The organism is Candidatus Marithrix sp. Canyon 246 (assembly GCF_001723685.1).
GTDB lineage: Bacteria > Pseudomonadota > Gammaproteobacteria > Beggiatoales > Beggiatoaceae > Marithrix.
Genome location: NZ_MCBX01000024.1, coordinates 1 through 26,067, shown reverse-complemented (window position 1 = coordinate 26,067; position 26,067 = coordinate 1). Strand labels below are relative to the sequence as shown.

28 protein-coding genes and 1 pseudogene are annotated in these 26,067 nt (G+C 35.2%); 2 read left to right on the top strand and 27 right to left on the bottom strand.

Features of this window, described 5'->3' with window-relative positions:
- The 8 genes from BHU68_RS11760 to rluD form a co-directional block, all read right to left on the bottom strand.
- Positions 1-820: hypothetical protein (locus tag BHU68_RS11760; RefSeq protein ID WP_141700081.1), on the bottom strand; the 820-nt coding region annotated here is incomplete at its 3' end.
- A 719-nt stretch (positions 821-1,539) separates the two neighbouring features.
- Positions 1,540-3,018, bottom strand: coding sequence for a hypothetical protein (locus BHU68_RS11755; protein WP_171900402.1), 1,479 nt, complete (start codon positions 3,016-3,018; stop codon positions 1,540-1,542).
- Between the two features lie 245 nt (positions 3,019-3,263).
- Positions 3,264-3,479: a hypothetical protein gene (locus BHU68_RS11750; RefSeq protein WP_141699478.1), complete on the bottom strand. Its 216-nt coding sequence runs from the start codon at positions 3,477-3,479 to the stop codon at positions 3,264-3,266.
- 29 nt (positions 3,480-3,508) lie between these two features.
- A complete protein-coding gene (locus BHU68_RS11745) occupies positions 3,509-3,721 on the bottom strand; it encodes a hypothetical protein (protein WP_069470827.1) in 213 nt (70 codons plus the stop codon).
- Positions 3,722-3,994: 273 nt separating this feature from the next.
- The gene (locus BHU68_RS11740) at positions 3,995-8,767 is read right to left on the bottom strand and encodes an nSTAND1 domain-containing NTPase (RefSeq protein WP_069470826.1); all 4,773 of its coding nucleotides are present in this window, start codon (positions 8,765-8,767) and stop codon (positions 3,995-3,997) included.
- A gap of 14 nt (positions 8,768-8,781) precedes the next feature.
- On the bottom strand, positions 8,782-9,249 hold the full coding sequence (locus tag BHU68_RS11735) for a hypothetical protein (RefSeq protein WP_069470825.1): 468 nt from the start codon (positions 9,247-9,249) through the stop codon (positions 8,782-8,784).
- Positions 9,250-9,342: 93 nt separating this feature from the next.
- Positions 9,343-10,023 (bottom strand): peptidoglycan editing factor PgeF, encoded by a 681-nt coding sequence (gene pgeF, locus BHU68_RS11730; RefSeq protein WP_069470824.1) that lies wholly within the window; start codon positions 10,021-10,023, stop codon positions 9,343-9,345.
- On the bottom strand, positions 10,016-10,936 hold the full coding sequence (rluD, locus tag BHU68_RS11725) for a 23S rRNA pseudouridine(1911/1915/1917) synthase RluD (protein ID WP_083234265.1): 921 nt from the start codon (positions 10,934-10,936) through the stop codon (positions 10,016-10,018). The genes pgeF and rluD overlap by 8 nt, the downstream gene beginning before the upstream one ends.
- 24 nt (positions 10,937-10,960) lie before the next feature.
- On the opposite strand from rluD, the gene BHU68_RS11720 reads away from it, so the two are divergent.
- The gene (locus BHU68_RS11720; RefSeq protein ID WP_069470823.1) at positions 10,961-11,740 is read left to right on the top strand and encodes an outer membrane protein assembly factor BamD; all 780 of its coding nucleotides are present in this window, start codon (positions 10,961-10,963) and stop codon (positions 11,738-11,740) included.
- 245 nt (positions 11,741-11,985) lie between these two features.
- Here the strand turns inward: BHU68_RS11720 and ltrA are convergent, their stop codons facing one another.
- From ltrA to BHU68_RS11665, 11 genes are all read right to left on the bottom strand, one after another.
- The gene (gene ltrA, locus BHU68_RS11715) at positions 11,986-13,857 is read right to left on the bottom strand and encodes a group II intron reverse transcriptase/maturase (RefSeq protein ID WP_083234955.1); all 1,872 of its coding nucleotides are present in this window, start codon (positions 13,855-13,857) and stop codon (positions 11,986-11,988) included.
- 544 nt (positions 13,858-14,401) lie between these two features.
- Positions 14,402-14,842, bottom strand: a complete 441-nt coding sequence (gene lipB, locus BHU68_RS11710; protein ID WP_216092663.1) for a lipoyl(octanoyl) transferase LipB — start codon at positions 14,840-14,842, stop codon at positions 14,402-14,404.
- A gap of 13 nt (positions 14,843-14,855) precedes the next feature.
- Positions 14,856-15,578: a twin-arginine translocase subunit TatC gene (tatC, locus tag BHU68_RS11705; protein ID WP_069470821.1), complete on the bottom strand. Its 723-nt coding sequence runs from the start codon at positions 15,576-15,578 to the stop codon at positions 14,856-14,858.
- Complete coding sequence (gene tatB, locus BHU68_RS11700; RefSeq protein ID WP_069470820.1) at positions 15,575-15,826, bottom strand: Sec-independent protein translocase protein TatB; 252 nt, start codon at positions 15,824-15,826, stop codon at positions 15,575-15,577. The genes tatC and tatB overlap by 4 nt, the downstream gene beginning before the upstream one ends.
- A 2-nt stretch (positions 15,827-15,828) precedes the next feature.
- On the bottom strand, positions 15,829-16,062 hold the full coding sequence (gene tatA, locus BHU68_RS11695) for a twin-arginine translocase TatA/TatE family subunit (protein ID WP_069470819.1): 234 nt from the start codon (positions 16,060-16,062) through the stop codon (positions 15,829-15,831).
- Between the two features lie 2 nt (positions 16,063-16,064).
- Positions 16,065-16,388 carry a histidine triad nucleotide-binding protein gene (locus tag BHU68_RS11690; protein ID WP_069470818.1) on the bottom strand — a complete coding sequence of 108 codons (324 nt, stop codon included), beginning with the start codon at positions 16,386-16,388 and terminating at the stop codon, positions 16,065-16,067.
- A complete protein-coding gene (locus BHU68_RS11685; protein WP_069470817.1) occupies positions 16,381-16,698 on the bottom strand; it encodes a phosphoribosyl-ATP diphosphatase in 318 nt (105 codons plus the stop codon). The genes BHU68_RS11690 and BHU68_RS11685 overlap by 8 nt, the downstream gene beginning before the upstream one ends.
- Positions 16,691-17,353, bottom strand: a complete 663-nt coding sequence (locus BHU68_RS11680; RefSeq protein ID WP_069470816.1) for a lipid-binding SYLF domain-containing protein — start codon at positions 17,351-17,353, stop codon at positions 16,691-16,693. The genes BHU68_RS11685 and BHU68_RS11680 overlap by 8 nt, the downstream gene beginning before the upstream one ends.
- The gene (hisI, locus tag BHU68_RS11675) at positions 17,353-17,742 is read right to left on the bottom strand and encodes a phosphoribosyl-AMP cyclohydrolase (RefSeq protein WP_069470815.1); all 390 of its coding nucleotides are present in this window, start codon (positions 17,740-17,742) and stop codon (positions 17,353-17,355) included. Before hisI ends, BHU68_RS11680 begins: the two co-directional genes overlap by 1 nt.
- A gap of 19 nt (positions 17,743-17,761) precedes the next feature.
- Positions 17,762-18,718, bottom strand: a complete 957-nt coding sequence (locus BHU68_RS11670; protein WP_069470814.1) for a HipA domain-containing protein — start codon at positions 18,716-18,718, stop codon at positions 17,762-17,764.
- On the bottom strand, positions 18,699-19,310 hold the full coding sequence (locus tag BHU68_RS11665) for a phosphoheptose isomerase (RefSeq protein ID WP_445082169.1): 612 nt from the start codon (positions 19,308-19,310) through the stop codon (positions 18,699-18,701). Before BHU68_RS11665 ends, BHU68_RS11670 begins: the two co-directional genes overlap by 20 nt.
- On the opposite strand from BHU68_RS11665, the gene hemW reads away from it, so the two are divergent.
- On the top strand, positions 19,297-20,433 hold the full coding sequence (hemW, locus tag BHU68_RS11660; protein WP_069470813.1) for a radical SAM family heme chaperone HemW: 1,137 nt from the start codon (positions 19,297-19,299) through the stop codon (positions 20,431-20,433). The two genes, BHU68_RS11665 and hemW, sit on opposite strands and share 14 nt — an antisense overlap.
- 42 nt (positions 20,434-20,475) lie before the next feature.
- On the opposite strand, the gene BHU68_RS11655 is transcribed toward hemW, so the two are convergent.
- The 8 genes and pseudogenes from BHU68_RS11655 to BHU68_RS11630 all read right to left on the bottom strand — a co-directional run bounded on the left by BHU68_RS11655 (position 20,476) and on the right by BHU68_RS11630 (position 25,628).
- On the bottom strand, positions 20,476-21,396 hold the full coding sequence (locus tag BHU68_RS11655) for a hypothetical protein (protein ID WP_069472944.1): 921 nt from the start codon (positions 21,394-21,396) through the stop codon (positions 20,476-20,478).
- Positions 21,302-21,769 carry a choice-of-anchor D domain-containing protein gene (locus BHU68_RS18405; RefSeq protein WP_445082171.1) on the bottom strand — a complete coding sequence of 156 codons (468 nt, stop codon included), beginning with the start codon at positions 21,767-21,769 and terminating at the stop codon, positions 21,302-21,304. Before BHU68_RS18405 ends, BHU68_RS11655 begins: the two co-directional genes overlap by 95 nt.
- Positions 21,770-21,796: 27 nt before the next feature.
- A complete protein-coding gene (locus tag BHU68_RS11645; protein ID WP_069470810.1) occupies positions 21,797-22,186 on the bottom strand; it encodes a hypothetical protein in 390 nt (129 codons plus the stop codon).
- Positions 22,187-22,401: 215 nt separating this feature from the next.
- Entirely contained in the window at positions 22,402-22,602 is a 201-nt protein-coding gene (locus BHU68_RS18400) for an HNH endonuclease (RefSeq protein ID WP_445082170.1), read from the bottom strand.
- A 310-nt stretch (positions 22,603-22,912) separates the two neighbouring features.
- On the bottom strand, positions 22,913-23,236 hold the full coding sequence (locus tag BHU68_RS11640) for a reverse transcriptase domain-containing protein (protein WP_338140378.1): 324 nt from the start codon (positions 23,234-23,236) through the stop codon (positions 22,913-22,915).
- A gap of 21 nt (positions 23,237-23,257) precedes the next feature.
- Positions 23,258-23,356: pseudogene (locus tag BHU68_RS18105) on the bottom strand (reverse transcriptase N-terminal domain-containing protein); the annotation flags it as partial.
- 1 nt (position 23,357) lies between these two features.
- A complete protein-coding gene (locus tag BHU68_RS18395; RefSeq protein WP_069470808.1) occupies positions 23,358-23,543 on the bottom strand; it encodes a reverse transcriptase N-terminal domain-containing protein in 186 nt (61 codons plus the stop codon).
- A gap of 585 nt (positions 23,544-24,128) precedes the next feature.
- On the bottom strand, positions 24,129-25,628 hold the full coding sequence (locus tag BHU68_RS11630; RefSeq protein ID WP_069470807.1) for an Lcl C-terminal domain-containing protein: 1,500 nt from the start codon (positions 25,626-25,628) through the stop codon (positions 24,129-24,131).
- Between the last annotated feature and the right edge of the window lie 439 nt (positions 25,629-26,067).

Sequence of the window (26,067 nt, the reverse complement as noted above, 5' to 3'; positions counted from 1 at the left end):
ATTTATTAATCATCAAGGCAGTTTCGTTGGTGATAGGTTCTTGACAATATTCAGCATATTTATAGACTGCTTCTAAAGCATCATCTTCAGCAAGATAGGGAGACATGTACATACGTTTAAGTCGTCCCGCTTCTAAATATTTGCCAATGATTTGAATTAACCAACCGACATAAGAGCCGGTTACTAACATCGGAGCAAGTTTTGACTCAGATAATGAATGAAAACTTCCTGCTAGTGTTTCAATTGGGCTGGTTTGGTATTGTTGATCTGGATAAATATACTGAGTAATATTCTGAAATTCATCCAAGATGACTAAAAACCGTAGGTCAAATAGGTCAGCAAAACGATGGGGAGCGGTAGTGGCTGTTTTCCACATAGCATCATGGAGTCCTCTCTCTTTATTTTTGAGAAGCGAATCCACATCGCCAACCAATCGTTGGTTTGAGTGAGTTAATCCATATTCCCTGATTTCTTCCAGAGTTAATGGTTGCCTAATTAATTTTTCATTTCTTTCAATAAAAGAAATATACTGTGAGGCAAAAGAACAATAGTAATCAATGGCAAAATTTGGATACCAAGTTTTACTTTCTGATATATCCAAAAAAAATGGTATGACTCCACGCTTAGGATCACTCCAAAGTTGATTAAATATGCGTTGAATAAATACAGTTTTACCACTTTTACGACGCGCTAAGATAACCTTGGATTTAGATATTCTATTGGGTATCAGAGATAACCATTTGTTAATTAATTTAAATTCTGATTCACGGCCTACCAGTAAATCCGGATTGCCGATTTTTTCTGCTAAGGGATATTGCATTTTTTTTCCTTGAGGTGAAATAGGAATTTTTTATACTATATCATGAGAAGAGGAGAGAGTACAACTAATTACTCATGTATCAGACCTGTCAGGTCTAAAACCCGACACTAACTACCAGCACAATCACGCAACCCAATACCAGCTTCATGTGCATGTTTTTCAGCGGCTGCTTCTGCACCTAATTCTTTGATTCGGTATTTAATATTCCATGAATAATACCTAAGTTATAGTTAATTGATCCTATTGCTTTTTGAGATACTTTTGCATATGGTCGTACATCTTGTATAACTTTAAATTTGTCGCCATGCCAGTCATTAACCTGTGGATATTTTTGTAATAGTGAAAGTTATTTGGATGCAATACATGAAACAGTATTACGTATGCATAAAAAAAGGATTTTGAACTAATTTATTAAATAAGCTATGTATTTTCATCATCGCAATGTTATGCCTATGTGTTGGGATCATTTGCTATTTTGTGGTATGTTGCAGAAGGTGCTGCTAAACAGCTCGTCATTGCTATAGATATTATTGTTGATTTAAGTTTTTTTGAATAGTCATGATTGTGTGTTATTGAGATTTAAAGATGTAGGTTGGGCTGACGATAGAAAGCCCAACAATCTTGATGCTTGATTCAGTTGGGCTTCCTATCGTCAGCCCAACCTACAGAATAAATTTTATAATATCTGTGCGTAAATAAGTTACATTATTAAAAATTAGCTACTTAGTTGATGAATTGCTTGATATTGGAGTGAATAGTTCTAAATCTATTATCGTTAAGCCATAATCACCATCTGCTACAAATGCCTTTGTACCATCATTTGATAGTGTAATCTTATGTGCATCTCCAGTATTATAATAACCTACTTTAGTAGGTTTTGTTGGATTAGTAATATCTATTATTACCAATCCTTTAATATGATCTGCTAGAAACGCTTTTGTTTCATCACCTGAAAGTGTTATTTCAAAGGCAGCACTATTTGTATTATAAGAACTAATTTTAATTGGATTTATTGGGGTTGTAATGTCTAATACTACAAAACTTGCAGCTAATGATGAACTATTATCTGTTACAAAAGCTTTTGTGCCATCATGTGAAAGTGTTATTCCCCTTACTGTAAACCTTGTAGGATTATAATTACCTATCTTAATAGGAGTTTTTGGATTACTAATATCTACTATTACCAATCCATTTGTACTATCTACAATGAATGCTATCTTACCATTATGTGAAAGTATTACCTCTTTTGCATTACCATCAGTATCATAATGACCAATTTTAATTGGATGGGATGGATTGGTAATATCTAATATCACCAAGCCATTACGATCATCTGCAACAAAAGCTTTCGTACCATCACTTGAGATTGTTACGTTCATTGCGCTACCATTTGTATTATAATGAGCGATTGAAAAATTTGTTGGATTAGTAATATCTAATATTGCTAAACCATCTTGATGTGTAACAAAAGCTTTTGTACCATTATTTGAAAGAGCTATATCTTCTGTAGGTCCAATATTATAATTATCTATTCTAATAGGATTTGTTGGATTGGTAACATCTAATACTACTAAACCATGATTTGCTATAAAAGCTTTTGTACCATCACTTGAAAGTGTTACTGCATATACTCCACTACCACCTGTATCATAATGACCAATTTTAGTAGGTGTTGTCGGATCTGTAATATCTACTATTGTTAAACCATTAAAACCTACAATGAAAGCTTTTGTATTATCACTTGAAAGGGTTACTCCATATAACTCACCATCTCCAAAATAACCAATTTCAGTCAAATTTCTTTGATTTGTAATATCAAATATTCTTAAACCATTATTACCATTTGTTACGAAAGCTTTTGTACCATCATTTGAAAGTACAATTCTTTTTCTTGCCATTGGCTCATGATCCATCTTGTATTGGCTAATAACAACTTGTAAAATATTTTTTGTATAAATCAAATGATTTTTATAAATATCTGAAACAATCTCTTCAATCTCAGCATTTGTATATCTAACACTATTCAAAGCACCAAAATAACTTTGATAATCAAACACCAACAAATCATCAACACTAACATTCCCATCCCAACTAATATCACTACTAAGAATAGTTTTAGCCACTTCATTCAATCTATTCTCAACCTTAATCGCGTCAAAATCATACTTCAAATCCTTAGCCAAATAGATATAAGCCATTTCAGACACTAAAGAAACTCTTAAGCCTAGACTTTTAATCCAACTTCCTTTGCTAACTGCTCGAATAGTTCCCTTATTATTTACACCACCACTAACTTCATAAATATAAAACTTATCATTTTCAAGTTCATCTTTATGTTCATAAAATAAGCCATCAGAATCGGTTTTTTCTTGATAAAGAAGAGTTTTATCGGCATTATCTTCTACTCTAAATTACCTTTCAGTTGTGCTTTAGAAGTGAGTTTTTAAGGTGTTGGAATACAACTCTCAGTTTTTGTCATATTATCAACATGAAAGATTGGATAGGCTACATGTCTCTGCTTCATGTTTACATCTTTGTAATATATGGATTTTCCTTCAATTGCATCTCCAAATTTACTACGCTCGCGCTCCGTTACTGCGTTTGGCAATTGTAGTAACTTCAAAACAAGGAATTTTGACTGATCTGGTTTTATGATCATACAAAATATAGCGGCTAGCATCATCCCCATTAAATGTGTTCTTGAAATTGAGCATCAAAAATTCCTTTGTTATCAGTTTCTTTACCAGTGAACTCATCTATAAAAGGAACCAAAATACCATCTAAAGATAGTGTTTTAAATTTTGAATCGTAAATGGCTTTTGAGGAAAACTCATCAGCCACAGCACTGCCGCTGAATACAGCAAATAAAAGCATAATATTTATTAGCTTATTTTTTATCATAAAATTTCCTGATGTTAATATTGAAACATATTTGAAAGGACATTTGAAATGGCCTGTTTATGATAGTAAGGGCCATTAATTGGAATTCAAGAGTTTATTTTTTTTGTGTTTTATACCTATATAGAAGGATTGGTAGAAATATTTTACCAAGTTTGATCTTTATGCTGAAGACAAGAAAAATAGGACTTTAAGTCTTTGATTTACAAGCTCTGAAGGGGCGAAATAATATAGCCTAGGGCAACGCCCTAGGTAATTGTAAATTTAAGATAATTTTTATTCACCAGCACAATCACGCAAACTAATACCAGTTTCCAACGCATATTTTTCAGCGGCTGCTTCTACCATTTTACGAGTTAAATCATAATCTGGTGTTATCCAGTCGCTGATAACTTTCCATTGTTTGCCATCCCATTGTTGAAATCTTACTTTTCCACCACCTTCATGGTTAGAACAAGATGTTTGCATTGGAAATATTAAGCCTTCTGCACCTAATTCCTTGATTCGCTCTTCAGTGATATTTAGATGTTCTAAACCCCAACGTATTTGTTCTCCTGTTAAAGGTTTATTACCAAATTGAGCTTGTGCGCTACGAATCGCTTCGGTATTTAAGATTCCATGAATAATACCTAAATTATAGTTAATTGATCCTATTGCTTTTTGAGATACTTTTGCATATGGTCGTACATCTTGTATAACTTTAAATTTGTCGCCATCAGGATAATATCCGGCTGTAATAAAACCATTAGCCGCTTTACCTGCTGGTATTACTTCAGATTCTGAATCATTCCATGATAAACCTATTATATGATCAATAGGAAAACCAATACGCTGTGCCTCTTTTAATGCTGTTGGAACTATAACTCCCCAGCCACGTAACAGTATCCAGTCTGGATTTAAACGTTTTATTTGTTCCCAAGTTGCTTTTTGTCCAAGTTTGCGACGTATCGGAAAATGTTTCAGCTTAAAACCATATTTTTTAGCTTGAGCTTCAAGTACTTGTATAGTCTCTTTACCTGAACCGCGATGATAATAAACATTGGCTATGGTTTTGCCTTTTAGTACACCACCTTCTTGTTGTGCTATAAATTTAATTTTTGCCGTATTTTGATTCCAATAACTAATCATTAAAGGAAACATATATGGAAATACACGACCATCAGCAGTTTTAGAATCCCCATAACCAATTGACACTATAGGTATTTTGTCTTGTTTAGTATATTTCATAGCAGCATTAGTAGCAGATGTGCTAAGGAAATTGAACATAGCGGCATTAGGTTTGGTTTTCAGTTTTTGATAACACTCCATAGCGCGTTCAACCCGATAACCAGTTTCACATTCTTCCCAAGTTAATTTCACGGAATTTATACCACCATCTCTTTCATTGAGCATAGTCATATAATCCATGAAACCACCAAAAATTAATTCACCTACAGCACCATAACTGCCTGTACGATATATAGGAATCGGAATAAACTGTTCATTAGTTGTTACAATGGTTTTTTTAGCTGCTACAATAGGTTGTTCAAGTTTACCTAAATTATATAGCATTAATTTACCACTGGTAAGCGGCACAGATATCCAACAATCTTTTGATGTACAACGAAAATCAAAATCCCAAACTGGTACAAAATCACCATTACGAATTGTAGGCAAACGTAACTTAAATAATTCACTACCATTATATAAATCCCAAACACGTAAAGTACCATCATCACTAACAGTTGCAACTTGTTCACCATCAGCACTATAAATTACACGATAAATTGTACTTTCATGTCCAACTAAACTATATTTCGTCGATTTATTTTGAGTTGAATAAATATGAACCAATTGATCACGCCCAACTGTCGCAATTTGCTGACCATTTGGACTTAATTCTGACCACATTAACCAATCATTTGCCTGTGGATATTCTTGTAATAGCTTCTGTGAATTCTTAGCTAATGCCCATAGACGTATATCCCTATCACCAGTACTTAATATGCGCGTACCATTACTATTATAAGAAACCACATTAATATCATATCCATCTTGAGCATCAAAAAAACGTGACTTTCCATTGACATCAAATAAACCTACTTCCCCAGAATAACTAGCACTAGCAAACTTCTGACTATTATTAGGTGCAAATGTTACAGCATTAACCGCCCCTTTATGTTGAAAGCTATGTTGTTGTTTACCTGTTTTAACTTCCCATAATTTCACAGTTTTATCAAAACTACCAGAGGCTAACCAACGACTATCAGCACTAAAAGACAGACGCTTAACTTTTTTAGCATGTCTACTTTTTTCCCATAATAATTTAGTGTCAGGCAAGCTATATAAACTTAATTTTCCATTAGCAAAACCTACTGCAACACTCTCACCATTTGGTGCAATCGCAGTAGAACTCGGTTTATCAGCTAAATTCAACATTTTTTGAGGAGCTAAATCTGAATTCCAAGCTATTACTAAACCATCTGTACTAGCACTAAAAATCTTATCAGCATAACTATCAACATTAATAACACCAGAAGTATGACCTTGTAATATACGTACTGTCACCCCACTTTTAGTATGCCAAATACGTAAACTACGATCATCACTAGCGGAAACTAAATAACGTCCATTATCAATAAACTTGATTCCAAACACCTTATTTTTGTGACCAAGTAACATTCGTACATTTTTACCAGATTTCACATTCCATAAGCGCACACTTTTATCGCTACTTGCTGTAGCTACTAGTTCTCCATTTGGATGCCAAACCACTTTTTGCACATGGTTAGAATGGGCACGTAATTTATGTAAACTTTTACCTGTATCTAAATCCCAAATAGTAGCAGTATTATCATAAGCAGAACTTGCTAACAACTTATCATCAGGGCTAAAAGCCAAACTGGAAATTCTTTCTTTATGTCCTTCTAAAGTAGTAATTTTCTTACCTGTTGCCACTTCCCATAAAGTGATATTTTTATCATCACCGCCAGTAGCTAACAATTTACCATCTGAACTAGCAGCTAATGCCCATACCGCCGCTGGAGTTTCCCATTCAGTAACCGCTTGACCACTAAACAATGACCAAAAAATCACCTTTCGATCCTCTCCACCAGCACTAATCAGCCATTGACTTTTCGGTAAAAACACAATAGCTGTAATATCAGCCTCATGTTTACGTAAAATCTGTAATAATTGACCACTTTTACGATTAAATAATGCTAAAGTACCATTTTCCCCACCAGTACTTAAAAGACGACCATCGTGACTAATAGCAACTACAGATAAGGGTACACCAACTTGATAACGTTGTTGTGGGCTATCACCCATAAGTTTGCTATACCACGCTAATAAATTACGAGCATTGCGCCGTTCTACAGGAATTTGTAAATCTAATTCACGAGTTTCGGTTAATATTTCTGTAGCAGCAGCATAATCTTCACTGCCTGCCAATAAAGCCGCATGAGTTAATTCTGATTCAAATAAACTAATAGTACGAGATTTTTCTGTCCATTCAGCTTGGTGTCGTGCAGTTTCTGCTATTTTTTGAGCATCAATAGCATTATCGCGTTCCCAAAAACCCCAAATCGCTAATCCTAATGCAAAAACCAACCCGAACAATGCTAATTTTAACTTACGTAATCTATTTTCTTCTAATATTCGTTGTTTTTCTTGTTGCCGCAACGCGCTAGCATCTAAAAAACGCATAGCAATATCAAAATTTTGAGCTTTGCCATAACGTTGTGCCCAAATTAGCGTAGGTTGCTCATCGCTACGCCATTTCAAAGCCAATTCTAGCTCAATCCCAGACCATAATACAGCACGTTGTTGTTGCCAACGAATTGCAGTATCTTGTAAACGTTGATATAATTCAGCATATTCAGCCTCTTTACGTGTCCATGTTTTTAAACGTTGCCATTGACGAATTAAACTTTCGTGACTGATATCCAGCACAGTTTCAGCTTCTAAAGGTGTTCCCAAAGAAGGAGTTAAAAAAGTGCGGCCTGATTGACGAAATACTTCAACAATATCAGCAACATTCTTATTGAATACATGTGCTAAAGTTGCAACTTCCTTTAATTTAACTGGACGACGAGTATCGCGACTATTACTACCACGTTCACAAAGACTACGAAATAAAAATTCTGCGGTTTTTTGTTCTGTTACAGTTAATTCTGCATAAGCCTCATCAGCATGTAGAGATAAAGCCTTAGTTAAACCGCCTATTTTTTTATAATGTTCTAAGGTAATATACTTAGTATTACTAGCAAGAGTCCACATGCGCATTAAAGCATGTTGCAATAATGGTAACTGATCAGGATCACTACTCATGTCATTCAATAATTTATTGACTAAAGTAGGATCAATCTCACCACCAAATACTAATGCAGGCTCCTCAATAGCCTCACGTAATTGATCACGAGTTAAACGAGGAGTTAAAAATAGACCATTATCAATTGCTTCAGGTAAATCATAAAACAATGCACAATCACCGATAAAATCAGAACGCATTGTTAAAACAATATAAATATTAGAATGTTTACTACTATTTAATAATAATGAAACAAAAGCAGCCGCTTGATCAGCAGCACCTTGCTGGTAATAACGGAATATTTCTTCAAATTGATCAACTAACAACAATAAGTTAGTATTTTCAGGCAGGGGAGTTTCAGTTAAAATTTCATGCAGGCTATATGGTCCACGACGTAATTGCGCTTGTAAAAACGCAAAACTATCGATATCACCACTAAAAGGTGCAGTATATTCAACACCTAAAGCTTTTTCAGCCAATAAGGCTTCAGCTAAACGAAAAAATGGACGATTACCCGGGCGAAACTCTGCCACACGCCAATGTCCACCCGCACTAGTAAGAAAGCCGGTTTGTAAACCGGCTAATAAACCTGTACGTACCAAAGAAGATTTACCACAGCCAGAAGGTCCTACTACTGCAAGAAAATGACTATTACCTAATTTTTCGATTAATTGGTCTGTATGTTCATCACGTCCAAAAAAAATATAAGTCTCATCACGTTCAAATGGACGTAAACCGGGATAAGGGTAATCGTTCATGTTTAGCTAAATTATTATTTATCAACTCTTTTCAGACGATAACCTAAACGTTTTAAGATATCCAAAAAAGTTCTCTCAGCTGGTAATTGTTTATCAGTATAAGATTTTTTCTCAATTAATGTTTTACGAATCATTTTCACAGTTAATTTCACATCAATTACTGGTGGATTCACACTAGAATCCACTACTTTAGCATAGGGAGCAAGAATTTTTTTAATATCTCGTTTTAAACTAGGGATTTTGTCTTCAGTTTTCTTATTCCCACGTCCTCTATAGTTATCAACACAAATAATTCCAGTTTCTAACTCTTTCAATCCTTTCCTAACTGTTTCTCTACCCCAACCAAATGTCCTTTCGGCTTTTGTGGGACTACCTTCTAGTAATTCTAAAGTCGTTTCTGCCATAAATCTACGTCTTTTGGGACCAGTTAATTTTTTAGCAGCATTTTTAATAGTTACAACTACGGGTTCTGTCAATTTCATTAGTATTTTCCTTTCATGAAGCAGGAGTTATCCTTGTAAATAATTTTATAAATTAATCATTAATTTAGGTGTTTTAAGCATAAAACATTCCATTTAAACCAACCAGATGAGACTTGCCATTCTACCTGTGATCTTATTGCGTCGAAATGAATAAAAACGGTCGATATCAGTATAAGTACAAAAGTTTCCACCATAAACGTTATTCACAGCTTGTGCAGCTAAACGTTGACGTGCTAATAAATACAAATCAGCGAGCCAATGGCCATCACGACTTGCTTTAAAGGCTTGTTTTGCTTCAGGTAAATGTTTTATAAAGGCATCACGAACTTCATCACCTACTTCAAACTTTTCTGGACCAATAGCTGGTCCTAACCATACCAGAATCTCTTCTGGAGAAGCAACATTAAATTTTTTTAAGGTTTCTTCTAATACTCCAGCGGCTAGTCCACGCCATCCAGCATGAGCAGCGGCAATTTGCTTGCCAGCCTTATCACAAAATAATACCGGCAAACAATCTGCTGTCATAATTACACAGACAGAACTAGGCTTATTGCTAAAACTAGCATCCGCTTCACAATCTATATTATCTGGTTCAGACCGAACATTTGTAATACCATGTACTTGTTTTAGCCATATAGGTTTTGATGGTAAATTTAGTTTTTCAATCAATGTTTTACGATTTATGTCTTCAACTAAACTACCAAAGTCACGAGTTGTAGTGCATGATTTGACTTGCGGAGGAGCAGGCCAATCAGGTGTAATACATTTAAGCATGTTCTTGTTTATCTTGTTTTAATTCTTCTAATAATTTCAATATATCATCTGGTAATGCTGCTGTCCATTGCATAAATTCGCCGCTATTTGGATGATCAAGCCCTAAACTTGCTGCATGTAATGCTTGACGGTTGAAATTTTTAAATTTATGGATGCGTCGTCCACCATAAACGGGATCACCTAACAATGGATAACGTTTATATGCCATATGAACCCGAATCTGATGTGTGCGCCCAGTTTCTAATTTTACACTAATATGCGTATAATTGCGATAACGTTCTATTATACGATAATGTGTAATTGCTGGCTTGCCATTTTCTACCACTGCCATACGAACTCTTTGAGTAGGATGTCGCCCAATTGGAGCATCTATAGTACTACCAGCCACCATTACGCCATGAACAATAGCTTCATATTTTCTTATAAATTTACGTTGTTGTAATTTTTGCACTAAATCTGCATGAGCAGTTAAAGAACGCGCAACAACTAATAATCCACTCGTATCTTTATCAATCCTATGTATAATACCAGCACGAGGAATTTGTTCTAATTCAGGCGCATGATGAAGTAAAGCATTTACTAATGTCTTATCAGGATTACCTGCACCGGGGTGTACAACCACTCCTGCTGCTTTATTAATTATTAGTAAATCTTCATCTTCATATAGTATATTAAGAGGTAATTTTTGAGCCTGCCAAGCAACTTCTGTAGTAATTTGTGTGGCAATTTCTATATTTTCACCACCTTGTACTTTATTCTTGGCACGCGATGTGGTCTGATTTACCAAAACATATCCATCACGGATCCATTGTTGTAAACGTCCTCGTGAATAAGATGGACATAATTCCGCTAAGGCTTTATCAAGACGATAACCAGCCATTTCAGGTGGAATTGTTATATTAATTTTTGTCACTATGTGAGTATATTATATTATTTTATGAAAAAAATCAATTTTATTGTTAATTTATTTTTAATATTTAGTTTATCTAGTTGTGGAATTTTCAAAGATCCAAAAAATTATGCCTCAGATTGGAATGCTCAACGTTTATTTAAGGAAGCCAAAGCTGCACAAGATGTTGGTGATTATAAATCTGCTATTAAATATTATGATATGTTACAAGCCCGTTATCCTTTTGAAACATATGCACAACAAGCACAATTAAATACTATTTATTCTTATTATAAATTTGGGGAACCGGAATCAGCTATTATATCAGCTAATCATTTTATCAAATTATATCCGCGTCATAAAAAAATTGATTATGTCTATTACTTGAAAGGATTAATTAATTTTCAGTTAAATCAAGGTAGTTTAGAACGATTTTTACCTTTAGATCGTTCACAACGTGATCAAAGAGCAGCAGTACGTGCTTTTGATGCTTTTGCAGAATTAATTAAACGGTTTCCTAATAGTAAGTATAATCCAGATGCAAAACAACGTATGATTTATTTGCGTAATATGTTAGCTCAATATGAGTTACATGTCGCGAAATTTTACATGACACGCCAAGCTTATGTTGCCGCTATAAATCGCGCAAAAACCATAGTTGAATCTTATCAAGGCACACCTACTGTGGCAGATGCATTAGCAGTTTTAGCAAAAGCTTATAAAGTTTTAGGCTTAAATAAGCTATCTAATGATGCAATTCAAGTTTTAAAATTAAATTACCCTAATCATAAGGGTATAGCTGAAGTGCAAAGAGTAGTAGTCAAATAACTTAAAAAGTCTGCGGAAACTTGAGAAAATTGTTCGGTTATACCTAAATCTCGCAATTGTGTAACTTCTAAGCCTTGATAACCACATGGATTTATACCCTTAAACGGGCTTAAATCCATATCTACATGTTAAACTAAGCCCTCTATGTCGCCATAAAGAACTCGTCTTCAGAACCGCACGTGAGACTTTCACCTCATACGGCTCCCGCCATATGGTCTTTATCAGTGCCACCTCAAATTCAAAGTTCATGCTTCTCCTCTGAATTTGCCTGTTGCCTTCATTCTTTTCATGAAGTCGGCGTGGTACTGGTCATGACAATGTTTGTGCATTAACACTAGATTTTTGTAAGAATCTTTTCCACCTTCTTTTATGAAAGTTTTATGATGTGCTTCCATCAAATCCCCATTTTTAAACTCTGTGTTGCAATGCGCACATTTGCCATCTTGCTTTACAAGCATTTTAGCTTTGCTTGGTGATATATCACCATAGCCTTTACTTAATCTTGCTGCCCAATATAACTCATCCCCATCATAGAAAGATTTTCCTGCTTTTACCTTGACGTGTCTTTTTATCTTGGTGTCAGTGTGTCTTGCCAAAGTTTGATCAATAATTCCGTCTTTTTTCGTGGCAAAGCACCATTTTCTTGTACCAATGGTGTGGAAATACTTACCTGCTATCCATCTTTTACCTTTGGTAGGGTGTCTTCTTTTAGCCCATGCCCAAAGTTTTTCCCACATCAAATGTTCTAAGTGACTGAATGTTTCTGATGCTACACAAGTTCTATAATAGTTTGTCCACCCTTTAATTATAGGGTTTAAACGCCAAATTATTTGTTCTTGCGTCGCTGCTTTCATTTGTCTTAGTACTTCTTTAATCTTATTTGAATGTGATTCAATGGATTTTTTACTAGGTTTAATGAGTATCTTGAAACCTTGCTTGTTCGCGAAGTTCCTTGCTTCGTAACCAGTGGTTTTATTCTCGTAGTGCCTGCAATTGAAACCCAGAAAATCAAACCCTTCCGTGCTATGCACAATTTTAGTCTTTTCTTCTGATAGTTCCAACCCACGATCTTTCAACCATTCGGCTATAATTAGTTTAGAATCTTCAATAACCTTTTTATTCTCGTGCATTACCACAAAGTCATCAGCATATCTTACTATTCTGACTTGTCCTCGATACAATTCTACAACTTTATATCCTTTCTCTCTTAGCTTATCGTATAAATAACCTTCCATTCCATCTAAGGCTATGTTAGCTAAAAGTGGACTGATAATTCCGCCTTGTGGTGTGCCAATATCTGAGGCTTGGAATTCTTGGTTTTCCATTACACCTGCCTTCAACCATTGATTAATAGTAGCTTTGGCTACTTTTCCATCTATTAAACTTAATAGATGTTTATGATTTATATTATCAAAACAACCTTTGATGTCAGCATCTAGTACCCATTTTTGTTTCTTATTTAAGCTGTTGAATATATCGCTTATTGCATCATGGCAACTATGTGCTGGTCTAAAACCATAACTATTTGGTTCAAAGCTTGCCTCAAAGGAGGGTTCTGTAGCGGTTTTTACTACACCTTGTATCACCCTATCTTTGATGGTTGGAATTCCAAGTGGTCTTAACTTACCATTACTTTTAGGTATCCACACTCTTATTATTGGCTTTGCACGATAACTTTTGAATGATGACTGAGCTATTACCATTAGTTCTTTAACTAACTTCTTCCTTTTGGTAGGACTCAATGACTTAACTCTATCAACACCCGCAGTCTTTTTACCTGAGTTATCTATTCGAGGCAAATGTTTTTGCTCCACAAAAACTTTTGCCTCGAATGTAATTCTACGAACGTTCAAGATTATTGAGCAGCTACTTCTAAGAAGTAGCTTGCTTAAAGCTTTTGCTTGTTTCAGTTGACCAGCTTTGGTGGCTTTATAAATACGCTTTTGCAAATTAAAAACTGTCTTCGAGGCAAATGTTTTTTGAAAAAAAACTTTTGCCTCGAACTCAACTTTTCTCCAGACAATATCCTGCCATTCCCACTCTGAGGTGAGCCATGTCGGGGCCTTCTGCCCTGTTTTATCTAAATAATGTTGATCTATAGTTTCTACTGTTATCATATTTCTATGTCTATTCACCCTGTTTCTCAAGGGAGTTGTTATTAACGTTTTACTTTCCACATGACACTAAAGTAATCTTATATCCATATAATTTCCCCTTAGTTCCTACCCGAATGCTGCGCTATCAGTTGACTGCTGACCTCTTTATTAAGTTACTGCCATAATAAAGTGCATTACTACACCCGTTTTTCCTCGTTCCGATAAAATGTAATCATTGATAGTTTAGGCTTTAGCTATATGCCGAGGTTCTTGAATTGATTAAAATATACGTTTAAATCATATTCTACTAACCTGCCGTGTCCTTTGGATTTTACGACATTTCTAACGCTAATTCCTCTCGTAGCCATACTATCTTGCTTGCCTTTCATCCTTTTATGGCTTTTTACCCTTGCTCAACCAGCAGCATGTCATTGTGCCAGCCGGGTAATGCTTTTGGACATACATCAACCAATGCCCTAGGTTTTTAACCTTACCATTCTTATCAGTTATATTGAACTCCATGCTCAATACTCTAATTTCTGAATACTACTTCGATTTCAGTTACTTATAAACGAGTCGCACTTATACTTAATCCATGATAACTACAACCACGTCGAATTCTAAGCCCTAAAGCGGCTATTTTGTATTCATCAACGTAAACCCCCGGAGCTTTATCGCGGCGCGTTGCTTGAATGTTTTTGGAGGCAAGATAATCAATCACAGCTTGCTCCATAGCTCGCACTAACTGTTTCACGCCCCATTTACGCCGCTTTACATCCATCAAAATATATACTATCAATTGACCGGGAGCATGATAAGTAACTTGCCCGCCACGATCAATTTTATGTATGGGAATATTATTAGTATTTAATAAATGTTCAGGTTTACCTGCTTGCCCTAAAGTATAAACAGGCGGATGTTCTAACAGCCATAATTCATCAGGGGTATCAGCATCACGAGTATTGGTGAACTGCTGCATTGCCTGATAAGTTGCTTCAAATGGCACTAAATTTAATTGTCTAATCAGAATCTGATTTTTTTGGTACAACACGTGAAAATATTAAACCTAATTCAAATAATAACCAAATAGGCACAGCTAATAAAGTTTGAGAAATAACATCAGGTGGAGTCATTAACATGCCAATAACAAATGCCGCTACAATAATATGTGGACGTTTTTCTGCTAAAGCTTCTGGAGTTACAACTCCAGTGCGTACCAATACAATTGTAACTATAGGTACTTGAAAAGCAATTCCAAAAGCAAAAAAGATCTTTAATACAAAATCTAAATAACGACTAATATCAGTCATCATTTCTACCCCAGTTGGAGTCATGCTAAGCATAAAACCGAACACTAAGGGGAATACTATATAATAAGCAAACGCAACTCCTAAATAGAACAAAAAAACACTTGAAAATAATAAAGGAGTGATCAAAGATTTTTCATGTTGATACAAACCGGGCGCAATAAAAGCCCATAAATGATAAAGAATCACCGGCATAGCCAAAAAAATTGACAACATAAAAGTCAATTTAAATGGAGTAAAAAATGGTGACGCTACATCAATAGCAATCATTTGCGTACCTTCTGGCATTAAAGCCAGTAAAGGCTTAGCCAAATGAACAAATAAATCACTTGCAAACGGAGTCAACATTAACAAGAACACCAAAACAGCTAACAGCATTTTTAATATGCGATCTCTGATTTCTAATAAATGTTGAACAAAAGGCATTTCTGTCATGTGCGTTTTTTCTCAGGCTCTTCAACAATATCATGAAGGCTCAGTTCTTGACTTTTTTTAATAGCTTCTTGTGCTTCTTGCAGACGTAATTCTTGATCAATTTCCTGTTTAACTGAATTAAACATACGTCTAGCACGACCAACCCATAAACCTACAGATCTAGCAACACCGGGCAATCTTTCTGGTCCAAAAATTAACAAAGCAACTACACAAATTAAACAAAGTTCCCAAAAACCTATATCAAACATGATTAACTTTTAACTTTTTCAGTTATTTGCCCTTCAATAATTTTGCCTTTATCATCTTCACTCACTTTAGGAGTGTCTTTTTTTTCTGGCTCTTCAGATTCTCCAGTATTCATAGATTGACGGAAATTTTTAATCGCGCTACCTAAATCACCACCTAAATTTCTTAATTTTTTTGTACCAAATAAAACAATTACAATAACTAAGACAATTAATAATTGCCAAATACTAATACCCATAATTAAAAACCACCTAACAAATGTACATGTAAATGAAAAACTTCCTGACCACCGCCAGAACCGGTATTAATAACAGTGCGAAAACCCTTATCTAATCCTTGTTCATGTGCAAGTTTTGGCAATAAAAGCATAATATGCGCCATTAAATGATCATGTTTTTCTTCAACTTCATTAAGACTGATGATGTGTTCACGAGGTATGATTAACAAGTGAACTGGCTCTTTTGGATTAATATCCCAAATTACAATTACATGTTCATCAGTATATACTGGTGTTGATGGCAATTCGCCATTAATGATTTTACAAAATAAACAGTTATCACTCATAGCGTTGAGCCTTTTCTTCAATTCCTGATAAGCCAAAACGGCGTTCAAGTTCCTTTAAAACTAATTCTGGATTTACATCTTTATGTACTAACATCACTAAACTATGAAACCATAAATCTGCGGTTTCATAAATCAAATTATCAACATCATCATTTTTAGCGGCAATCACAGTTTCAGTTGCTTCTTCACCAAGCTTTTTTAAAATATGATCAATGCCTTTTGCATATAAACTAGCAACATAAGATGATTCTGGATCAGCATTCTTACGTTGTTCTAACACTTGGGTTAATGTTTGTAAAATATCACTCACTAGTTCTCTCTTTTAAAGTATTTTGTAAGCTTATAATAATTGCAGATTTTTTTGCATTTCCATTTACAATATCATCAAAACTAACTATTTTACCATACAAACTTCTATTTGCTGCATTATCTACTGTTAATGACGCTGTTTTAAAAGACATACCTCCAAATATACCCATACCAGTAGTATAAGCATAGACATTTTTATCAAAAATTGTATTAGTACTAATTTCATTAGTAAGTGGACCAATTGTTACATTGAAACCGAAACACATTTTGGAATTACCTTTTGCAAATTGTATTGCTTCATTGCGATCAGTAAATATTACAACTAATTTTTGTACTTCTATACCAGCCTGTAATCCTAAACTCATATTACGCATATTGATCAAAATCGGATTGCTCCATTTTTGCTGTTTGCGTATTGTTAAAATACCATTACCGGTTTCTAAACCTAACAATAAGCCACTTTTAGTTATCTCAGCAATGAGAATAGCTTCTGAATGTTTCAGTAATGCTGGCGGTATTTTTTCATCTGCAATCAATTCAAAAGCATCTATTAATGGAATTATTTGTTGATAAATATTATCAATTTTTTCTGATTGTGTATGGGTACAAGCATTCAGAATATTAACAAAGCTAACAAACAAAATAATTTTGAACATTATTTATTATATAATATACTAGGATCTTTTAACACCGGTTCAACTTTAATCCACTCATCAACTTGTAATTGTTGAAAAAAACAATTATTTCGCCCAGTGTGACAAGCGATACCACCAATTTGTTCCACCATTAATAATATTACATCATTATCACAGTCAAGACGAATATCTGTAACATGCTGTACATTTCCAGATTCTTCACCTTTAAACCAAAGTTTAGCACGAGAACGTGACCAATATACAGCGCGTTTTTCTTGCACAGTTAATTGTAAAGCTTCACGATTCATCCATGCTAACATTAAAACTTTGCCAGTATTAACATCTTGAGCGATAGCTGGAACTAAACCTTGCTCATTCCACTTAATTTTATCTAGGTAATTTTCATTCATGATGTTATCATACTGATAGTTAATGATTTGTCAAGCCATCCATTTTTTTGAGTTGCTTTATTCTATTCTGATGAATCTTTATCATAGCATCAGCTAATGATATAGATTTAGTGATTCGAGATTTTTGACTATAGAATTTTATTCTGCTTTTTTTATAAATCATAGCATCTGGAAACATGGATGCTAATTTTTCAAAATATATCGGAAGCCTATTTGTATATTTCCATAAAATCTCGGCAGCGGCTTGATTAAAAATTTTTCTATCCACATTTAATAAATTTACTAACACATAAAAATCTTTTAAACGGATATTAGTTCGTTTCCCATTAATCGGTAAATGAGTTTCATATCCATAAGTATTTTGATAAATTGCAGTTGTAGCAATATCATAAAGTGGCGACATTCTTATGTTTTTGCCCTCAGTTCTAACTGACAGATTTTTAGTATGCATATCTTCATGTACAATTAACATTGAATAAAAATAATATTTAAGCAATATTAATCGCTCTTCAGGCAAAGTCAAATATTTTTTTATCTGTTTAAACATATTCTCTGAACTTGTTTGATCCTTATCATCAATCTTAATTTGCATATCCAAAATATTTGGAAAGTTATTAGTTGCCAGTATTTCGTTTTTAAAATTAGCATAATCAACTTTATAAAACTCTTGCAAACTAGTTCTGGAAAACTGCAAATCACCATAAACATGCTGTAACCAAGGCAATAAATCAAAATCATTAGCAGAATTTGCCTTTTTTTCCAATATTTTTCTATCTCTACCTTCAGGTATTAATTGTTCAAAAACATTAAATAACTTTTGACTATACTCAATTTTATCAGTCAAGGGCATTTTAGGAGAAACTGGTTCAGCGTCAGTTTTACAAAGATAGTTATTATCATAAACAAAATTATAAGTTTTGCCATCAAAGCTAAGATAACCAACTAAAATATTTTTTTTATAAATAGAAAGTTTCATAATTATCAATAAGATCACACAAACAATGAATAACCAATAAATGGACTTCTTGAATGCGTGCGGTTGAATTGCTAGCAACACAGATTTCTCTATCGTTTGTTAGTAATTGTGATCTAATTTTACCACCATCTCGCCCTGTTAATGAAATTATGTGCATATTTTTTTGATGGGCAACATCAATTGCTTTTAGAATATTGGATGAATTGCCACTAGTGCTGATAATAAATAATATATCCCCTTGTTGCCCTAATGCTTCGATTTGTCTAGCAAATATATTTTCAAAAGCATAATCATTTGCTATCGAAGTTAAAATTGAACTATCAGCTGTTAAAGCAATTGCTGGTAATGCACGCCGCTCAGTTTCAAAGCGATTAATTAATTCTGAAGAAAAATGTTGAGATTGTTCTGCCGAACCTCCGTTACCACAAATTAATATCTTATGCTGTTGTTTCAAACTTGCTATTATCACTTCACCCGCGCTGACAATTGCAGGTGTTATAGTATTTAATATCTGAGTTTTAAGTTCAATACTAGTTGTAAAATGTTGTTGAACGCGCTTTAATAATTCCATAAATTTAATGTTTAATTTCACCACTTATCCTCCTTTAAGTCTTTATATCCATATACCTTGGTGTGTGCGTAAATGCCCTTATTGCGATTTCAATTCTCATGAAATTCGCGCCGATATTCCTGAATCTGATTATATTAACGCATTATTAGCCGATTTAGAACATGATTTAGTTCGTGTCAGTGGGCGTAAAATTCATAGTATTTTTTTCGGTGGTGGCACTCCTAGTGTGTTATCAGCTGATGCTATTGATAATTTATTGTCTGGTATCAGGCAACGTATTCCTATCATCGCTGAGGCTGAAATTACTTTGGAGGCTAATCCCGGCACTGTCGATAATGAACGATTTCAAGGTTTTTATCAAGCAGGAATTAATCGTTTATCTATTGGCATACAAAGTTTTGATGATGATAGTTTAAAAAAAATAGGGCGTATTCATGACAGTTTAGCAGCCAAAAAAGCCATAGAAGCTGCTCAAAAAGCAGGCTTTAATAATATGAATATAGATTTAATGTTTGGCTTACCGGCACAGACTGAAAAAATGGCATTGGCGGATTTAGAAACCGCAGTCTCATTTCAAACCACGCATATTTCTTGGTATCAATTAACAATTGAACCCAATACTTTGTTTTATCATCAAACTCCAACTAATATTGGCAATGAAGATTTATTATGGCAAATGCAAATCACTGGGCAAAAATATTTAGCGGCACAAAATTATAAGCAATATGAAATTTCAGCCTATGCAAAACAAATGTGCCAACATAATTTAAACTATTGGAAATTTGGAGATTATTTAGGTATAGGAGCAGGGGCGCATAGTAAAATTACTAATTTAGATACAATTACTCGTTTATCTAAACAGCGTCAGCCACAAACTTATTTAGAATCAGCAGATAAAATTGCAACATCAAAGCAGCTCAAAATTGAAGATGTAAAACTAGAATTTATGATGAATGCCCTACGTTTAGTAGATGGATTTACTAAGCAAGAATTTGAACAAAATACTGGTTTAAAACTAGCGGTAGTTGAAACGCCAATTCAAGAAGCAATTAATAATAATTGGTTACAATCTCAGAATCGACGCTTTTATCCTACTGCTTTGGGTATGCGATTTTTAAATGATTTATTGGGTTTGTTTATGTAAACGGTAACATTGATAATAAACCTGACAGGTTTGTTCAACTAATTATTCAGACAAAGCAAACAATCTTTGTTCTGCTCCATCAGGATAAGTAATCATAACATCATTGCTATCTGCAATTTCTGTTGCTTTTACTGTTTCAGATCTTGCTTTTCCTTGTTTCACTTGATAGTCTAAACGCCCTTTAAATTTTTGACCATTGATTTCAAATTCCAATATTCCTTTTGGAGTTAGGTCAAATTTTCCTAAAGCTGACATATATGCTGGGGATGGGTAGAAAATTTGTTCTCGTTTTTCTCCAGTTTCATCTTCAAATATTAGAGCGATATTGCCATCTTCTTTGCTAATAAAGCCGTTTGGTGTGTCTTTGTCAACTGTTCTGGAGGCTAAATCTGCTCTGCCGCTATACCAAACTGTTTCAGTCGCTGGAACTTTAATGTTACCATCATTACTAATATTTACTTTTGGTAAATTAATTTTAATTAAAGTTTGTTTAAAAGTTGACATATCTTGTACCGCTGGAAAAGCTAATACGTCTATTTCTGTATCAGTTTTAAAACGTACTGTTTGTCCAGATTCTAGTTGCAAACGTTCTGCTTCTGATAAATGCTTTACTTTCATTGGATTGACAGCATAGCGTGTTGCTTCTATATCCAAATAGATAAAACCTTTGTCATGTTGAAGAACTGTTAGTTCTGGTGACTCAAAGTCTGGTAGACGATTAATTGCTGGTAAAATACCTTCTCCTCCTACCACTGGATCAGCAGATAAATCTACGCTTTCTCCTTTTTTAGGCAAAGTTTCAGTTAAATCAACATCTGCTGGAATATTTTCCGTTGTTGTGAAACGCACACCGCTAACTAAGATAACATCAGTTGGCATTTCTACACCATCTGCAATGATAACATCTGTTAATTGGGTTTGTGGTTCTACTGTCAAATGTTGTAATACTGCTGGGTAAATCAACAGTTTTATCAAGTATTACATAGCTTAATTCAGCTTTGGCAGTTATTTTTACATTGATCAATACTGCTGGTTTTTCTGGATTACCGTTAATTTTACCTTGAATTTGTCCGCCTTCTATATTAGTTCCCGCTGCTGAAGGATCAAATGTGATTGTAAAGGTTGTTGATTCTGATGCAGTTACTGGTGTTGCTGGTGCATCTGTAACGCTGAAGTCACTGGCATTAGTACCTGTAATAGATGTATTAGTTATGCTTAAATTATCTAAGCCGCTATTTTCAATAGTAAAAGTATGTGCTAGCGTTCCTGAACTAATATTAACGCTGCCAAAATCAGTATGATCACTGGTATTGGGGCTTGTGTCTCCATCAGCAATCTCAATGTTATTACTTTTAACATTTATTTATGGTGAAAGTTGGCGTACCTTATAGGCTGGACTTGTATTCTTAAAGTGTATCCAACCCACATTCTCCGCCCAAGCATAACCAGAGAGCTTGCCAGAGTCATCATTATTGATTCCATAATCAGTGCCAGAAGAGTTGGCATAAGTATGTCTTCCACCGCTGGTATGAGTACCAAGTCGAATCAAACCGACATTTTCAGCCCAAACATAGCCTTCTAGGTGGTCATTATAGACAGTTACGTCACCATTAGTATCATTAAAGTTGTTCCAACCACTGCTTTCGCTCCAAGCATATTTATCAGTGGTGTCGATGTTGCTGGCAGCGAAAGCTTCCAGCGATATTAGAATGGACAGCATTATTATGCTGCTAAAATTTTTTAAATGTATCATTTAATTAAAAATTCACCTATAAATTATCAAAAAAAACTTGAGCAGGGGGACACCCCCTGCACCCCCGTCAAAGCATCCAAAGCGTCAAAGTATCTATTGATTAAACTAAGCATCAGTGTTGCCACCAATACTCGTCTTCAGAACCGTGCATGAGACTTTCACCTCACACGGCTCCTCTCTAATTATCCCTCTCGGAACATTTGTACATCATTTATTTAGACAAAAACCCAATCTGATTTGGTGAGTAATTCCTTTTCGCGCCTGCGTTTATCGTCCAGAGTTTTGTTATCGTGGCAGTGACCGTGTAAAAGTTGCAAGTTTTGGTAAATATCCTTGCCTCCTTCACTTTTTGGTATAACGTGGTCCACTTCCATAATATCGTCATTTTTAAAAGGACTGTCACAGTAGGGACATATTGCCGTTTAAAAAGCAATTTCTTCACCCGTGTAGGATTTTGGTTTCTGAGTGAGACTTGAGCCGTTTTATTGGCTTACCTTTATGTTCACCGTTATGTCTTCTGGTTGCCCATTTGCATTGTTTTTGTCACTTGTCGAATATTTTCCATATGTGCTATAACCTTATCCTTGCTGGGTTTGGTTAAAAACTTTAATTTAGACCCATTATTGACATGGTATTGCCTCACATTGAATCCCAAGAAGTCAAACCCTTTGGTGGTATGTGTGATTTTGGTTTTAGTTTGGTTTAACTTTACTCCAACTCCATTATCTAACCACTCTTCAATACGTTAAGCATATGTTCTTTATTGATATTGTCAAAGAACTTTGAAAAGTCACCTTCTAAAATCCAAGCACCTTCTCTCTTGCACCCAATGGCAATGAAACATGCTTCAATTGCATCATGCACACTCCTTGCTGGTCGAAATCCATAAACGTTTGGCTCGGCTTGTACTTCATATATTGGTTCTATTTCTAACTTGAGCATCATTTGCTTGACACGGTCTTTAATGGTTGGTATCCCTAACGGCCTGAGTTCTTTGGAGTTTGATTTGGGTATCCAGACTCTTAGTAACGGATTAGACTTTCCATCAATACTTACATTGCTTGCTAACCGCCATCTATCTTTTTCTGATGTAATGATTTTACCATCCACTCCTGCCGTTCTTTTACCACGATTATCTTGTGTGACTTTTCTCACACTTAATAATCTAACATTATTTGACGTGGAAAAATATCCTTCTCAACTTTGCTACCTTTGCAAAGTCATGATGTTCAACTGCTTTTGCAATACTTCTTTCAAGTCTTAGGACAAACTTTTCTACCTTACTCCAGTTGATTTGATTCCACTTTTGTTGAGGTTTCAATTTCGCGCCTAAGCTACTATTGTTATTGTGTTCCATAACGTACTTGTTGCACTTTACTTAAGTATTGTTCTAATAATTACAGTGTAGGCATGGGCTTATACTTATCATTACAATAAGTCATTCGCTTTTCCTACAATCTTTTCAGGTTGACGTGCTGTTCACTTGTCTAAGCTTCTGGCTGCTATCTATCAGACTACACGTTCCTTTCCCTCCGTTCCTAAGATATAATATATAAGTTTTAGGTTCCAACTCTACACGGGATATTAAGGCATACCAATAGGTAGGCGGATACCCTATTGCCTTGTAGCATATCAATAAGTTGCCTTCTTTAGCTTCACTTTGGTGCTCACCGCGTTTTATGTATATTCATTGGTTCAATTTCTTAACCTTGACTTACTCGCCTAGCTCCGTTTAACTGCTAAACCAGTTATTGGTTACATTACACCCCGCTTTAGCCTATTAAGCAGACAATTCTTAAAGTGACTAGGGGTATTGGCTTACTCTCGTATGTAAGAATGGAGAACTTTCATCTCCCTTATATCCTAAGTTAAACTTGCTATGTCTAACATGTCCTAATGCCACGCAACCCATAAATAATGGGTTTCTTTTGCATTAAACGGGTCACATTCCGTCTCTCACTGGCCACACATAGGGCGTGCTCACCTTGTCGGCGTAGCCGGCGGTGTCGTCGTGCTCCTCGTGTAAGGCCGCGTACCAAGCGAAGGCCGCGTCGTTCACGTAGGTGGAAGACGACCAATAATCGTCCTCATGCACGCCCGAGAACGCACGCATGCTTGAGTAAAGAACCTTCTCATCTCCGGTTGTTATCCCAACTAATTCAGTTTTAGTTGGCAAACGCCAATCACCTTCCACAGATCCATCTGTAAGATCAGCACCTGATTCTCCTGCTTTCAAAATACCAGCCCGTACATGAGCATTATCATTACTGTTGCCATCCCATTGCTTTTGACCACCCCAATCAGCTTTTTTCAACCAAATAAGTCCAGTCGTCATATCCGTTATGGTGCCATTAGCATTATCACACCAGCGGGTACCATTGAGAGTACCTGAACAAGTAGCCCCAGCTTCATAAGTACCAGTCACACCAAAAATAGCCACATCTTTTTTTATGTTTTCAGCTGTTAAATCTGAATCTAATGCGACTATTTCCGCATCAGTTGCTGTTACAGTATCATCACCATCATAAAAACCTGTCGGTGCTGTTAGTTTATTCACTCCTGCTGTTGCACTCTGAGCAGTTGAAGCATTATCACCATCCTTATCTGCCATACTGCCACTTATGCCGGCTCCACTACTGTTAGAAAACGTCAATCCAGTCAAAACATCACCAGCAGCGGCATCCCCCGTTGCTTCAACAACTGAACCAGAAACACCAAAAATATCAACACCACTTTTGATATTAGCAGCAGTCAAATCCGTATCACCCGCAACTGTACCAGAACCATTATGATATCCCACAGCAATGGTTTGTTCCGTTGTACTAGGAGTCATTGTTACAGCAGCATTATCATCCATACTGCCACTAACCCCAGCATTACCAGAATTAGAAAATGTATTACCAGTCAAAACCTCGCCAGCAGTGGCATCCCCCGTTGCTTCAACAACTGAACCAGAAACACCAAAAATAGTTACACTGTTTTTGATATTCGCAGCTGTTAAATTGCTATCATTGGCAGTTGCCGTCTTGCCACCAGAATAAAACCCATCAGGAATTGTCATCGACAAACTACTACCAGTGACATCAACACCTGCTGTAGCTGTACCCTGTTGCAATCCCCAACTACCACCAAGCAATCCCCAGTAAAACTTACCACTTAATACTTCAACGGCAGTTGCGCCATTGCCAGTTATTACTGGGGTTTTACTCATCACCTCATCCAACGTATGTCCAGTTCCAGCCGTTGGACCATTAGTCGGTTCAACAAAAGCACCAGTGCGTTTGGTACCCGTTGCACCATTGTCAAGACGATTGTAAATATCCTCAATCGTGTACATGGCGCTATCATCATGGTCTGGAGCGGCTGGTGAATCTAAGCTGCCAGCTAAAAGTGGTGATGAAAAAACCACTGTTGAACACATGATTGCAATTTTTATCTTCATTTAATCTGCCTTTAACTTATAAAATATAACATTATATTTTATATGTGAAATAATATCAACTTATTGTTTTTTCTGCAAATTCATATATATACTAAAATATTTAGCCTTATGTTATAATTCAAATTAATTTGAACATAGCTAAAAAACCATGCAATATCTCTTAACCGAAAAAATAGGCGAACCAGAATTATTAGTAGGGCGAGAAAAGGAATTTAAACTCTAGCCGGAAGTTATGTATTTACTTAATATTAAGTACAGCGAATTACGTGGATAAACGAATTAATTAGTTTATAATAGTCAATTAATTTTAGTAAACCTGTCAGGTTTGTTCAACTAATTATCCAATATTCCTTTTGGAGTTAGATTAAAGTTTCCAATAAAGTCTATTATCAAATAAATAATTTTACATATGATTATGAATACACATAATATAACCAAT

Bases quoted from the DNA above. Each gene is read 5' to 3' on its own strand.
- BHU68_RS11680 (WP_069470816.1), bottom strand. From the start codon at position 17,353: ATGTTCAAAATTATTTTGTTTGTTAGCTTTGTTAATATTCTGAATGCT.
- tatA (WP_069470819.1), bottom strand. From the start codon at position 16,062: ATGGGTATTAGTATTTGGCAATTATTAATTGTCTTAGTTATTGTAATT.
- BHU68_RS11720 (WP_069470823.1), top strand. From the start codon at position 10,961: ATGAAAAAAATCAATTTTATTGTTAATTTATTTTTAATATTTAGTTTA.
- BHU68_RS18395 (WP_069470808.1), bottom strand. From the start codon at position 23,543: ATGGAACACAATAACAATAGTAGCTTAGGCGCGAAATTGAAACCTCAA.
- BHU68_RS11690 (WP_069470818.1), bottom strand. From the start codon at position 16,388: ATGAGTGATAACTGTTTATTTTGTAAAATCATTAATGGCGAATTGCCA.
- BHU68_RS11755 (WP_171900402.1), bottom strand. From the start codon at position 3,018: ATGGCTTATATCTATTTGGCTAAGGATTTGAAGTATGATTTTGACGCG.
- BHU68_RS11670 (WP_069470814.1), bottom strand. From the start codon at position 18,718: ATGAAACTTTCTATTTATAAAAAAAATATTTTAGTTGGTTATCTTAGC.
- hemW (WP_069470813.1), top strand. From the start codon at position 19,297: ATGTTTAATTTCACCACTTATCCTCCTTTAAGTCTTTATATCCATATA.
- tatC (WP_069470821.1), bottom strand. From the start codon at position 15,578: ATGACAGAAATGCCTTTTGTTCAACATTTATTAGAAATCAGAGATCGC.
- BHU68_RS11750 (WP_141699478.1), bottom strand. From the start codon at position 3,479: ATGATCATAAAACCAGATCAGTCAAAATTCCTTGTTTTGAAGTTACTA.
- BHU68_RS11740 (WP_069470826.1), bottom strand. From the start codon at position 8,767: ATGAACGATTACCCTTATCCCGGTTTACGTCCATTTGAACGTGATGAG.
- BHU68_RS11645 (WP_069470810.1), bottom strand. From the start codon at position 22,186: ATGATACATTTAAAAAATTTTAGCAGCATAATAATGCTGTCCATTCTA.
- ltrA (WP_083234955.1), bottom strand. From the start codon at position 13,857: ATGATAACAGTAGAAACTATAGATCAACATTATTTAGATAAAACAGGG.
- BHU68_RS11735 (WP_069470825.1), bottom strand. From the start codon at position 9,249: ATGAAATTGACAGAACCCGTAGTTGTAACTATTAAAAATGCTGCTAAA.
- tatB (WP_069470820.1), bottom strand. From the start codon at position 15,826: ATGTTTGATATAGGTTTTTGGGAACTTTGTTTAATTTGTGTAGTTGCT.
- BHU68_RS11630 (WP_069470807.1), bottom strand. From the start codon at position 25,628: ATGAAGATAAAAATTGCAATCATGTGTTCAACAGTGGTTTTTTCATCA.
- BHU68_RS11745 (WP_069470827.1), bottom strand. From the start codon at position 3,721: ATGATAAAAAATAAGCTAATAAATATTATGCTTTTATTTGCTGTATTC.
- pgeF (WP_069470824.1), bottom strand. From the start codon at position 10,023: ATGCTTAAATGTATTACACCTGATTGGCCTGCTCCTCCGCAAGTCAAA.
- hisI (WP_069470815.1), bottom strand. From the start codon at position 17,742: ATGAATGAAAATTACCTAGATAAAATTAAGTGGAATGAGCAAGGTTTA.